Here is a 13874-nt window from a genome sequence, read left to right as displayed (position 1 = left end):
GTTACCATCAATTTAGTGTAAACCTTAAACTAAACCCAAAGTTACTAAACGATGTATTGAAAGTTTGTGATGTATAAGGCTTCGTAATGTTCGAATCGTAAAATAGTTTTACGTTAAATTTTTGGTTTAACACGTAATCAACACTTGGCCGTAAAGTAATGTTTTTAGCACCCGATGAAACTTCTGCTTCTTCTACATCGGCACGATAAATAACCGTTTTATTATCTCTTATCGCCACATCCAACTTAAAATCCATATTGTTATCCATTTTTAAGCTTTTAAACCAGCCAAAAGGAAATCTGAATTTTGTGGTACGATATCCTAAACCTAAAACGACATTATTTTCTGATAACTGTGCAAGCTGACTGTTTGATAAGCTTAAACCCAATAAACGTGACCGATTTAATTCGAAAGTTGCTGTAACGTTGTTTTTCAATCTTGTATCAACACCAATTAATGGCGAAAAATATTCGGAAACCGTTACCTGAGAAAACTGAAATTGCGGTAAAAAGTTATTGTTTGCATCTCTACTGCTTGAGAAACCATCATTCTCTTGATAGCGCAACAAAGAATTATAACCGTTAATGTTGTAGGCAGAACGATAGCCGTGTTTGATATCAACTGATGAAAATCTATCGGCAATAAATGCAATTCTTGTTAAGCCGTTGTAAGTTAAAGTCCAGTTAGGCAAAGGTATTTTCGGAAACGAATTCATTTTTGAACTACCAGCATCTTTACCTGAATAAGCTGCAAGGAATGCCGAAATCACAACATCCTGACTTTCTTTTCCATAACCATCGGCATAACCATTTGCTGCTCCAACCGAATTTGGATTTTGAGCACCTAATCTTTGCGATATTATCAAACGATTAGACATAAATCGATTGTACAATGTAGAAACTGTGCTGGCATTATTCTCTTTAAATGCTGTTCCAATTGCGATGTATGAAATGCTGTAATCTCCCGTGGTAATTGCACTTAAATTTTCGAAAGATGATACACTTGCCACATACCTGAAATTGGTAGAGAAATTTCTGGTTTGAGCTCGGTTTGCACGAATGTTAATTCTTAAATCCTTTATTGGCTCTAATTGGCCTGTGAGTTGAAAATCTTCACGAAGGGTGTTTACATACATTTGGGTTTGCAATGTATCGGTAGTTAACCATCCATTATTTAAAGCCATTTCTCTAATGTCTCGCTGGCTGCCAAATGCAAAACCTAATCCCGGTGCACCTGTTACATTATCGATACCCAAATATCTTGTTGTAGGCAAATAGCCGGGCAAAAACGTACCCTTAGTTTGTACATAGTTTACATTAACATTCTTCAAACTAGTTAATATATTGATAAAGAAATTTTTAGCTCCCCCACCTTGTTCGTTGTTGCCTGCATTTCTTAAAAACCCAAATTTATTATAAAGAGATGTTAAATTAAAAGTGGGATTTACCTGTATGTTTCTACTGTTTTGTACCGTGTTTCCTAAATTTATATTTGGATCTCTTAACGTAGAAAGTGGTTCGGTTTGCCAGTTAAAGTTTGTGCCATACTTGGTTAATAACGTAATCCAATTTAAGCCTGGTATTTTGTTTATTGGCACCGCATAAGTTACATTTAGGTTATGATTGTAATCTGTCGTGCGACCTAAGCGTTTCAGATTTTCCCAAACGGTATCACGTTTCAGCCCTTCAATTCTGCCATCTGGTTCATCAATAATCGAATAATTGGTTGCATTAAAATCTAACTGAAGCGAACGCGTTAAATTCCAGGCGATGCCATAAATACGGCTCATCCTAAAGTTTTTATTAAACGTTGTTCCATAACCACTTTGATAAATAGGAATGGAATTATTTGGATCGTTATTTCTTAATGTATTTTCTGCATATAGTCTATCTACATCTACCCTAAAGTTTATAGCACTTGGTAAAATACTAAAATTAAAATCTTTCAAAATGGCCAGCATATTCGATTTAATGATCTTTTCGAATGGAGCAAAACTCTTCGCTTCTTTTGAATAGCTATACTGTAACGATCCTCTATAATTATTCTGAATACTGCTTTGATTGATAAAATCTCGGTGATTATACTGTGTATAAGCATAACTTGCAGAGAAGTTTTCAATATCCCAAAGCCGTACAGGTTTGGTATTGTTGGTCCGCTCTTTACGCACATTTGTAAAGTTGATTCCTCTTCGAACGGTATAATCTTGTGCAAAGTTTAATATCGAATCCTTTTGTTCTCGCGATGCCTGATCTAAAGCATTTTTCAGTTCGATATCTGGCGTTTTTGGGTTGTATTGTGGTGTAGCAATTTGCTTAGAATAACTCACATACATCGGAATTTTTACACCCGATTTTTGAGGTAAAAATTTACCCAATTCAACAGCAGAAGAAACATCAAGGAGCGTATTATCTGCCCGATTACGTTCACTTACTTTAGAATCTATAGAGCCAAAACCGATTGTTGATTTACTTCCGGAGATGTTTACATCAGCAAAATCTGCAAGCTTTAAATTTAATCTTGCCGTTGCTGCCCAACCACCACGTTCATCAAACTCCGTTAACCTTAACTCATTAAACCAAACCAATACACTTTTATCCAAACCATCATCACCTTCGCCTTCTGCCAAATTTCTAATTGGGTTTTTAACACCAAGCATGTAAACCCTGACTTTACTCATATCTGGCTGGCCTTTAACTACAATTGTTCTTGTGCCATCTGTATAAGTAAATGGCAAATTGATAGGCCAAGGTTGTCCATTTGCAAGTTTTGCTACATTTCGGGCAAGTTTAGCATTTTGAAATAGCAGCAAATCAATATCCATTCGGTTGGCTTCAGGCCAAATCGCATCCGGATCGGTAGTTCCTGGTGATGTTATCTTTAAAGGAAGAATATATTCGTAGTAGTTATCTTGATTATCCGTTCCGATTCTTAAAAAAGCTTGTACATCACCATCATTTAACAATTGGTTATTTATGGCTTCTGCATGAATGTACATTTCCAAATGTTTGTAAGAGCGGAAATCGCTGTATGCTGTTTTAAAAGCAGCACGGCCGTAACCATCTCTTAAAGTTTTTACCGTAACAGATAAAGATTGTTCATTCAATCGAGTATCTCCTCGGTAATTACTAAAATCTCTCTCACGCACAATACCTGGAGGTGTAACATAAGGAATTGGAGAACGTTTACCGTTTTCTTCTATGTTAACAGTAGAAACTTCGATGGTAGAATTATCAGGAGTTAAGGCTGGCAAAGAGGGATCAACAATCACTTGGTCTGCCGTGTTCTTAGCATTAAATTCTCGCCATTCGCCCCTTATTAGTTGAAGTTTTGCAAAACGCATAACTGTTGTATCGGCAAAATTTGTCATAAACATTCTTAAAAACCGAATGGATTTAAAATCCTGAATGTTACCTACTTTCTGCTGATAATCGCCGATTGGAATTCTAAACTGATACCACGAAACGGCCTGACTATTTCCATTTGCCAATCTCACCTGAGAAGTAACCTTATCGGTAATAAAGTTTTGACCAACTGTTAAATCACCCGGACGAACAGATACTTTATATTGAAAGTATTCATCGCTTTGTGTCATGTTATTATCGCGGTTGATGTCTTCACCATCAGGCAATGATGTTGATGCAGAGTTTTCTAAGCCTAATTCATCTTGCGATTGCTGTGAGGTTTTAGAGTTACCCTCGGTACCATTATATTTTTCGTAGCGTTTTAAAATCCCGGCATTTGCTTGGTCTAAAAGAGGCCCTCTAAAATAAGTATAATCATCAGATGATGGATCGGCATCCATTAAGGCAGCTGCAGCGGTGCTTAATTGCGCCTTTATCAAGTTTACGGCAGAAGCAAATTTTACACGCTCATTTTCGTTTGATAAACCATCTAAACCAACATCTTGCTGCCTTCGGGCATCCGGACTGTTATCAAAAGCTTGAATAACAGGTTGTAATTTTGGTACTCTACCCCAAGTTGTTTCATCAAATTTAGTAGGATCGTTGGTTGCAGGCAAACCATTTTCTAACGTCTTTCTTCCATCTTTTAAAATATCTTCAGATATATTACCAAGGTTGAAATATAAATCCCCACCAGTAGAATTTGTTTTATTGATGAATGGATCCATCACCCAGAACTCGATAAAACCGATGTTTAAAGCTTCAAAATCATTTGTTTCGATTTTACGCTGAAAACCTGCCCAATTGTTGCGAGGATTTAACAAAGCACCATCTCTATCAAAACCCGTTGTGCGGTAATTGTATGGACCACGAACCGTTGGATAGTATGCAACATTTAGTGTAGTAATATTTAAAGCTTGCCCAGTTGCGGTTTGTTTAAACGGAAAAACTTCCTGCTCAATAACTTCCCTAACATAGTGGTTAGAAAGCTCATTTCTATTGTTACGAATATTAGCTGGTGTGGTAGATGCGGCAGAGTTGTAAAATGTTGGATCGATGTTATAGAAAGCAACTCTAGCCCGATTATAGCCATAAGCCAAATCATTAGTAAGTTGCGATTCTGAAAACATTTGCGGCGTTCCGGAAAGCTGCCATGATATTGCACTTTTTAAATCAATAACCGATCTTGATGCTTCAAAATCATCTAAATAACTTACTCCATTTTCGCTTCCGGCAAAATTTAATGCCCGTGGATGCCCAGGAATTAATTGTGCATATTCTCCATAAAAGTTAACGCTTGATGGAGCTTTGGTAGAAATAAATGGAAGTTTATCTACCAATTTAGTTAAAAATCTGGACGGCGAACTGTAATTAACATCGGCTCCCCATATGGTATTAGAAATCGGTTCTTCGCCAATATTCACCTTCTGGGTAAGCGGTTTCTCGGTTAAGTTCATAATTGTACCGCCGAGATTTAATTTATTGTTTACACGATAATCAAACCGGGTTCCGAAAAGTGAACGTTGCTGTAAACCGAAAAGTTCATTGTTTTCCGTCGTAATACGTATAGGCTGCCCAGAGGTTAATAAAGCTTGATTGATAACACTTACTCTTCCACCTTGATAATCAACTGTAAAATCTACACCTTCAGTTAATGGCATTGTGCCGGCAAAAACTTTTACCGAACCTTCAGGTACGTTAATGGCATTAAGGCTAAATTCTGATGAAACATCTGACTGATAATTTCCTTTAATGATGTACCTATTTTTATTTTGAAAAAGCTGTTTGGCAATAAGCTGAGTGGAATCATATAAAGCTGTAAAAGTATATTTATCAATTAAGGCTTGTTCTGCTGGCGTAAATTTTGCCGCCAAATCTTTACCAAAAGGTTCAATAATCGGGAAAATAATGCGTCCGTTGGCTGGGTCTATGGTAATGTAACCCGTATTGGTATTGGTAACCAGAGAAGCCAAGCCCGAACTAGATAAATTAGAACCAAAAACGTTGCTGCTATTTGCGGTATAAGAATTTGTTGCCGAGCCAAAAGCATTATTGGCTGGAACGAAATCAAACACCCCATCCGACCTTCGTTCATTTTGTTGATTCAAGCGATCGAATTCTACCAGATTAATCCATTGCTTATTAGCCGTGTTTTGTCCCTCTGTCATAACAGGATTTTCCACGCCACTTTCATTATCAATGCGGTAAATATCTAGTCTAAAATTCTGACTACTGATTTGATAACCACCAATAGAATAGATGTTTTTCATCATCAAATCCCAGGTAGGTAAATTAATTTTTGTGGTTTCGTTTTTTAATAATTTTGCATACAAAACCTTTGGATTAGTAGCATCGAAAGTAACATCGGTAGAAAATTCTCCAACCTGATATTCTACACCATTATAGGTATAGCGATAGGCAACTGCTAAAACTTCATCAGAATTTAATGCGTTATTTAATGAAAGGTATCCTAACTGGGGTTGAAATGTAAATTCCCGATCGGTTAATTTCCTGGCGTAGGTTAGTTTCGCAAAGTTATCAGTTGCACCATTGGCCTGGAAATAAGAAATGACATCATTAGAATTTGTAAACCTGGCACCAGCAGGTAAATTTTGCAACAGATTGTTAGATTGCTGAGGGAAACCAGTAGCGGTCGTACCACCAGGCAAAGCAGAACTTCCTCCAGTTATCAAGGCGGTGTTGTATGGAATATTTTCTCCCAGATCCAGAAATCCCAAAACATCTCTTGAATCAGTTGTGCTTCCAGATTTATTTGTAATCCAAACCTCAATTTTAGTAATTTGAATTGGAGAAGTAATTATCGGAGCGTTAGCAAGATTTTTGTTGTAATTATGTCTAAAATATTGCGCCAAGAAATAATGTCGATTTCCTTCATAATTATCAGCGCTTAAACGAAACTCGTTAGATTGGGCTCCGTTAGTAATTTTAATTTCACGAGATTGAGATTTTTGCTGTGTGTAAACACTCGTTACGTTTAATTTGCCAAACTGTAATTGAGTTTTCAAACCAAAAAGCGCTTGGGTACCTGTAATTAAACTGGTATTTAAGGGTAAACTAACATTTCCAGCCTCAATTTTTTTGATGATATCATCTGGTCCGCCGGTATAATCTAGTTTGATTTGATTCTCAAAATCGAACTGTGCTTCCGTATTGTAATTGCTTTTGATTTTAAGTTTTGTTCCGATATTTCCAACCAAATCCATTTGAATTCGTTGGTTAAAATCGAAATTGGTTTGTACCCGTTGGCGCTCATTAAACAACGGATTTTCATTCTTATTTATCCGACCTAGAAATGTAAGTTCTGCTTCACCCCGAGGTTGAATATCGATAACTGTTCCACCAAAAATCTTTTCAAACGCCCGGCTGTTAACTTGTATTTGCGGAATTATGCCTGTATTTCGGAAATCACTTACCTCTGCATTTGAAATGCTACGCCAGTTATTTCTTTTTATTTCGCTATTAACCAACCTTTGATATTCATCAACGGTTAAATATTGTGTATTGGTAACGTATTTATCGCCAACTAAATCTTTAACAATATAGCGCTTATTTTTTGCATCATATTCCACCACCCTTTTAATACCATTAGGCAAAGGATAAAATGGATTAGTTGTTGGACTTAAGCCAAGCAACTGTTTTTCGCGTAAGCTAAAGTTATTTTTAAGCAAAGCAGTATCCGCCTTGCCTGTAACAACCTGGGATGAGGCGTTTTTAGCAATAAATAAAAGTGGGATGAGAATTAGTAGGGTAAATATTCTCTTCAAAGGCGGTTAGATCTATAAGTTTTTCAAAGCTTGTTTAATTAGTTGTTCTACCGAAAGCGTTCCCTCTGTACCCTTTAAAATCTGATCGATAGTTTTTTCTGATGTTTGTTTGGCGAATCCGAGCATTACCAATGCAGATAACGCTTCATCTTTAACAGTATTGTGTTGCGGCATAGAAATTAATGAATCTACACCTTCCTTTTTTAATTTATCTTGTAACTCTAAAACCAAACGTTGTGCTGTTTTAGCACCAAGCCCTTTTATCCGTTGAATTAAAGGATAATCTGCCTGAACTATGGCTGTTTGAATTTCTACAGGAGTTATTGATGATAATATCATTCTTCCTGTATTTGGCCCGATACCTGATACAGAAATTAAATGCAAAAATAAACGGCGTTCGCCTTCATCTGCAAAACCGTATAGAGTATGTGCATCCTCTTTAACGTGAAGCCAGGTATATAATTTACACCTTTCAGCATCGGCAAGGCTACTGTACGTATTTAAAGAAATATTTATATGGTAACCTACACCTCCGGCCTCCACCACCACATAAGCTGGGTTTTTGTGTGTTAATTTACCATCGATATAGGCGTACATTTAATTTATGATTTTAGATTTACGATTTTGAATTTATAAAATCGACTTATTTTTATTTGACGATTTTCCAAATAGTCCCTTTTTTTGTGCGGCTGCTAACTCTTCCTTAGCTTGAACATCTACGACAGCAATAGTTACCATGTTTACAATTTCACGTACAGAACTACCCAATTGAACAATGTGAACGGGTTTGTTAAGGCCTAACAAAATTGGCCCGACAGCTTCTGCACCTCCTAGTTCTTGCAACAATTTGTAAGCAATATTACCAGATTCTAAATTAGGAAAAATTAAAGTATTTGCTGGTGCGTTTGCTAAAGTGCTAAAAGGAAAATTGTCTTTTAACAGTTCATTGTTCATTGCAAAGTTTCCTTGCATTTCTCCATCAACCACCACTTCAGGGTGCTGCTTATGAAGAATTTTCACGGCTTTACGTACCTTTTCAGGTACAATACCATCGTTAGAACCAAAGTTAGAATATGAAAGTATTGCTACTCTAGGTTTGATATTGAATTGTTTAACGGATTTTGCAACCAGTAAGGTGATATCAACCAGCTCTTCTGCCGATGGATCTACATTAACCGTTGTATCCCCAAAAAACACTGGACCCTTTTTAGTCATCATCATATACATTCCTGCAACCCTTTTAACTTCCGGGTCTGCACCAATTACATGTAAAGCAGGTTTAATGGTTGTTCCATAATCTTTAGTTAAACCAGAAATCATCGCATCGGCTTCGCCAAATTCTACCATTGATGCACCAAAATAATTACGATCGCGAAGTAGTTTTACTGCATCTCGCTCTGAAATTCCTTTACGCTGACGTTTTTGATAAAGTGAAAGCGCATATTGCTTGGTTTTCTCAGGTTCGAGCATTTGGTCGATAATTTGAACACCTTCTAATTCCAATGCATGAGAATCAATAATATCTTGTATTTTTTCTTTATTACCTAAAAGGATAGGAATTGCTATTTTTTCATCTCTAACAATTTGTGCAGCTTTTAAAATCTTGTAATTATCTGCTTCGGCAAAAACTACACGTTTTGGATCTGATTTAGCTTTATTGGTTACAGAACGCATAATTGCATCGTCCAAACCTAAACGTTTTCTCAGTTCTTCACTATAAGCATCCCAATCAGTTATAATTTTACGGGCAACACCACTTTCTATAGCCGCTTTTGCCACAGCGATTGAAACTTCGGTAATTAACCTAAAATCTACTGGTTTCGGAATGATATAATCTCTACCAAATTTTAAATTACGGGCATTGTAAGCAAGATTTACAGCTTCAGGAACAGATTTTTTTGCTAATTCGGCAATTGCTTTAACTGCAGCAATTTTCATCGCTTCATTTATGCTTGTTGCTCTAACATCCAAAGCACCACGAAAAATGTAAGGGAAACCTAAAACATTATTCACCTGGTTAGGATAATCGGAGCGACCAGTAGCCATAATTAAATCCTTACGGGTTTTTATGGCCAGTTCGTATTCAATTTCCGGATTTGGATTTGCCATTGCAAACACAATCGGGTTTTTGGCCATGCCAACCAACATTTCCGGCTGAATAACATTACCTGCAGATAAACCGATAAAAACATCAGCACCTTTCATGGCATCGCCGATGGTTTTTATGTCTGTTCTAAAAGTGGCAAAACTCATTCGCATTTCATCCAAATCGGCACGGTGAATATCAATTAGTCCGTTGATGTCGAACATAACCAGATTTTCACGCTTTACACCAAGCGATAAATACATTTTAGAACATGAAACTGCGGCAGCACCTGCTCCACTTACCACAACCTTAATTTTATCTATTTTCTTTTTTTGGATTTCGCATGCATTTAATAATGCTGCGCCAGAAATGATTGCTGTTCCGTGCTGGTCGTCGTGCATCACAGGAATATTCATTTCCTGCTTCAACCTGCGCTCAATTTCGAAACACTCGGGTGCTTTAATATCTTCTAAATTAACACCACCAAATGTTGGCTCTAAAGCTTTAACGATTTTAACGAAATCATCAACATTTTTGGTGTCTAATTCTAAATCGAATACATCAATATCAGCAAAGATTTTAAAAAGCAAACCTTTACCTTCCATTACCGGTTTACCCGCTTCCGGACCAATATCGCCCAGGCCTAAAACCGCTGTACCATTACTAATTACTGCAACAAGATTCCCTTTTGCAGTATATTTATAAACATCTTCTTTATTTTCAGCTATTCTTAAACAAGGCTCAGCAACGCCAGGCGAGTAAGCCAGGGTTAAATCGCGTTGAGAATTTGTTGGTTTTGTTGGAACTACTTGTATCTTTCCCGGCCGCCCTTGCGAGTGGTAATCAAGCGCATCTTGCTTTCTGTTTTTATTACTCATTAATTGTAACTAAATAGTGACGGCACAAAGGTACAATTCTTTTATGGTGGGTTGAAATAAATAAGAAAATGAATAAAGTGGGTGGGCGTAAAGTAAATTCAGAATTGATTTACCCCTTACTAATTTTCAAAACCATACCAACCTGCAAACCAGCTCTTGCTAATCTGTTATCTCTTTTAATATTTTGAACGGTAGCACCATCAAATTTTTCGGCAATTTCAGAAAGTGTATCGCCACGTTTAACTTTGTAGCTTAAATAAGAAGCCGGAGCTTTGTAAACAGTGCGCTTATTGGTGTAAATTTTCAGCTTTTGTCCTGGTACTATAGTTTTGGTTTTTAAATTATTCCAAACTTTTAAATCTTGTACCTCTATACCATATTTATTGGCAACTGCATTCAAATTCTGACCTGAAGATACCTTGTGGTAAACAACTGAAGAAGCAACTATAGCTGAAGGTTTTCTTTTTCGCAACTCACGAACATCATCCGTATTTGCTTGGATTACCTGCATTTTGTTATCCAGGTCTTCATTATTAAGCACATCATATAATCCGGCTAAATCAGCACCTTTCATTTTAGGAAGCACCAATCTTTTTGGTAAATCGGCAGTTCCATTAACTATTTTTTTCTTGTATGATGGATTTAAAGCAAAAAGCGATTCATCTTCTACATTTAAAACTTTGGCCAGGGCAGATAAGCTAACAAAATGATTTACCTGCATGGTATCTGTTTTTAAAAATAGGTTGCAGGCTTGTTCCGTAATTTGGTGTTTGTTAGAATAGTTCATTACATAAACCGCAGCAATAAATGCTGGCACATAATTTCTTGTTTCCTTTGGTAAATATGGTCTGATAAGCCAAAAATCTCTAGATCCTGCTTTATCAATTGCTCTGGTAACATTTCCTTTGCCGCAATTGTAGGCTGCAATAGCAAGTAACCAATCGCCCAGTTCTTCAAATGCATCACGAAAGTAAGCCGCAGCGGCATAACTAGCCTGAACCGGATCTTTACGTTCATCTACAAAGTTATCCATCTTTAAGCCATAAGCTTTGCCCGTACCAAACATAAACTGCCAAATACCAGTTGCACCAACACGCGATACTGCATGAGGATTCATCTGGGATTCTACAATGGTTAGATATTTAATCTCCTGCGGAATGTTATAATCCTTTAATGCTTTATCAAAAATTGGAAAGTAATAATTTGATAAGCCCATCATTTTACCAAACATATCTTTACGTTTCGAATAAATATCGATGTATTGCTGAACGTATTCGTTATGTGGCAAAGGGACAGATTTGGCTATGGAATCTAATCGAAGTTTGTAAATGTAATTTTGACTCAGTAATAATGGATTTTCTGTAGCAAGCGGAACAGTTACGGTATCGTTGTTAACGAAGATATTATTAGAAACTTTATAAAGGCTATCGGCTTTTAGAATTTGTTGCGCAAATGAGGTGGAAAATAATCCGGTTAAAGCACAAACTGACGTAAAAAGTAATTTTTTAATCATGGGCCATTTGGTTAATTCATCACCAGATTCTGCTACTCGCAAGCCATTTTTAATTTAGATTTGTTTACAAAAACAAACCTAAGCGAATGAGAAAAATAGAGACAAAATTGCAAAATTTTAATTGGCAACCTTAAACTCCTCTAAAGGTTGCGCTATATTTGTTATGATCGTTCGTAAGCCAAAAATTCTTGAGAGAAAGCTAGTAACTGCTCTTCCTCAAAATGCCTGGCAATAAACTGAATACTTAACGGCAAACCCACCGAATTATTGCCAAGTGGTAAAGCTATTGCCGGATTGCCACTTAAAGATGGTAAAACAGTAAAAATATCTGCCATGTACATCACTAATGGATCTTGCATATTATCGCCAATTTTAAACGGCGTAGTTGGTGCCACAGGCGATAAAATCAAATCATAATCATGAAATAAGACTTCTATTTTTTCTCTAATTAACCTACGCACCTGCTGTGCTTTTTGATAATATGCATCATAATAGCCTGCACTTAAAACAAATGTTCCTAAAAGAATTCTGCGTTTTACTTCTTCTCCAAAACCCTCAGCCCGAGAATGCTTATACAATTCTGTCAACGATTTTGATTCCAAATTACGATGACCATAATGTACACCATCATAACGCGAAAGATTTGAAGATGCTTCGGCGGTTGTTAAAATGTAATAAGCTGGGACCATATAATCAAGTAAATTGAATGAAACATATTCAACCTCGTGCCCTTTATTCTTTAAATCTTCAATTGATTTTAAAATTGCTGATTTTATTTCCGGATCTAGCGCTTCGCTTTCAATGGTTTCTTTTAAAACTGCAATTTTCTTTGTAGATGTGTTGTAGAGATTACCAGAATAATCTGGAACGTCTTTTGAAGAAACCGTAGAATCATATTCATCAGCACCAGCTAAAACTTGTAATAGCAGCGCTGCATCTTCTACAGATGAAGTTATCGGACCAACTTGATCGAAGGAGGAAGCATAAGCAATAACGCCATATCTTGAAATCCTTCCGTAAGTAGGCTTTAAACCAATTTGCCCACAAAAAGCTGCTGGTTGACGAACTGAGCCACCTGTATCGGTACCCAATGCTGACAAACACATATCTGCCTGTACAGCAACAGCCGAACCGCCCGAAGAACCACCCGGAACCAAATCAGGATTTGCCGCATTTTTTACCGCTCCGAAATATGATGTTTCGTTAGAACCACCCATTGCAAATTCATCGCAATTTAAGCGGCCAATGATTATTGCATCTTCCTGTAATAATCTTTCTACAACGGTTGATGAATAAGGAGAAACAAATCCATCGAGCATTTTTGAGGATGCCGTTACAATGTGATCTTTATAGCAAATGTTATCTTTTATACCGATAACCATACCAGCAAGTTTACCTGCGGTACCATTTTCTATTTTTTGCTGTACTGCTTTCGCCTGAACTTCTGCCGAATAAAAAAACACCTCATTAAATGCATTGAGGTGTTTATTATCTTCAATTTGCTTAAAATAATAAGCCAATAAATCGGGTAGTGTTAGTTGCTTTTGCGAAATGAGCGTTTGTATCCCCTTTAGAGAACTGTATTTCTTCAAAACTTAAAACTATTATTATTAAATGGTTTTATCACGGTTCGATGGATCAACTTGTTCTCCATCAACACCATCTTTACCATCTTTAAATTCTTTTACACCTTTGCCTAAACCACGCATAAGTTCAGGAATTTTTTTACCACCAAATAATAACAATACTACTACTGCAATAATGATAATTTCTGGTGTTCCAAGCATTGCTGCTATTGTTGTATTTAACATAACTTTTTTGTTTAAACTTTTTGACTGTCAGTTACTATTTTATCGTCGATGGGAGTGCTTTGTGGATAGGGAACATTAGCGGTTTCTGTGTGTTCATCGGCCGTAACTACTGGTGCATTTGGATCTACAACAGGAGATTCCGTTGGATGATGACGCTCATTATTGCTTGCTACTGTTTGGTCTGCATCTTCTTTATCCAAATCCATAGCATTAATGTTTCTGTGTATTTCTCGTTTAACACCATCAGAAGCATCTTTAAATTCTCTAATACCTTTACCCAATCCTCTTGCCAATTCTGGTAATTTTTTACCACCGAATAACAATAGAACTACCACTAAAATGAGTATGATCTCTGACCCACCCATGTTTAAAAATTCTAATAACGTGCCTTGATACATCA

Annotated in this window: 7 protein-coding genes; all 7 read right to left on the bottom strand. The window is 36.7% G+C overall.

Features of this window, described 5'->3' with window-relative positions:
- Positions 1-7: 7 nt before the first annotated feature.
- Positions 8-7186, bottom strand: a complete 7179-nt coding sequence (sov, locus tag ACFOWA_RS13165) for a T9SS outer membrane translocon Sov/SprA (RefSeq protein WP_378985849.1) — start codon at positions 7184-7186, stop codon at positions 8-10.
- Positions 7187-7198: 12 nt separating this feature from the next.
- On the bottom strand, positions 7199-7783 hold the full coding sequence (gene ruvA, locus ACFOWA_RS13160) for a Holliday junction branch migration protein RuvA (protein ID WP_378985847.1): 585 nt from the start codon (positions 7781-7783) through the stop codon (positions 7199-7201).
- A 33-nt stretch (positions 7784-7816) separates the two neighbouring features.
- Positions 7817-10150, bottom strand: a complete 2334-nt coding sequence (locus tag ACFOWA_RS13155) for an NADP-dependent malic enzyme (RefSeq protein ID WP_378985845.1) — start codon at positions 10148-10150, stop codon at positions 7817-7819.
- A gap of 109 nt (positions 10151-10259) precedes the next feature.
- Entirely contained in the window at positions 10260-11663 is a 1404-nt protein-coding gene (locus tag ACFOWA_RS13150; RefSeq protein ID WP_378985843.1) for a lytic transglycosylase domain-containing protein, read from the bottom strand.
- A gap of 161 nt (positions 11664-11824) precedes the next feature.
- On the bottom strand, positions 11825-13255 hold the full coding sequence (gene gatA / locus ACFOWA_RS13145) for an Asp-tRNA(Asn)/Glu-tRNA(Gln) amidotransferase subunit GatA (protein WP_378985841.1): 1431 nt from the start codon (positions 13253-13255) through the stop codon (positions 11825-11827).
- An 18-nt stretch (positions 13256-13273) separates the two neighbouring features.
- Complete coding sequence (locus tag ACFOWA_RS13140) at positions 13274-13474, bottom strand: Sec-independent protein translocase subunit TatA/TatB (RefSeq protein WP_200926302.1); 201 nt, start codon at positions 13472-13474, stop codon at positions 13274-13276.
- Between the two features lie 11 nt (positions 13475-13485).
- Positions 13486-13839, bottom strand: a complete 354-nt coding sequence (locus ACFOWA_RS13135) for a Sec-independent protein translocase subunit TatA/TatB (RefSeq protein WP_378985839.1) — start codon at positions 13837-13839, stop codon at positions 13486-13488.
- Positions 13840-13874 lie beyond the last annotated feature (35 nt).

Origin of the sequence: Pedobacter lithocola (genome assembly GCF_042650845.1) — a bacterium.
Classification (GTDB): Bacteria; Bacteroidota; Bacteroidia; order Sphingobacteriales; family Sphingobacteriaceae; genus Pedobacter; species Pedobacter lithocola.
Note: the sequence above shows the minus strand (reverse complement) of the source record. Positions and strands in the feature narration are given on the sequence as shown.

What these genes read in the sequence shown, in the direction of transcription:
- ruvA (WP_378985847.1), bottom strand. Translation starts at nt 7,783, where the DNA reads ATGTACGCCTATATCGATGGTAAATTAACACACAAAAACCCAGCTTAT.
- ACFOWA_RS13155 (WP_378985845.1), bottom strand. Translation starts at nt 10,150, where the DNA reads ATGAGTAATAAAAACAGAAAGCAAGATGCGCTTGATTACCACTCGCAA.
- ACFOWA_RS13150 (WP_378985843.1), bottom strand. Translation starts at nt 11,663, where the DNA reads ATGATTAAAAAATTACTTTTTACGTCAGTTTGTGCTTTAACCGGATTA.
- ACFOWA_RS13140 (WP_200926302.1), bottom strand. Translation starts at nt 13,474, where the DNA reads ATGTTAAATACAACAATAGCAGCAATGCTTGGAACACCAGAAATTATC.
- ACFOWA_RS13135 (WP_378985839.1), bottom strand. Translation starts at nt 13,839, where the DNA reads ATGGGTGGGTCAGAGATCATACTCATTTTAGTGGTAGTTCTATTGTTA.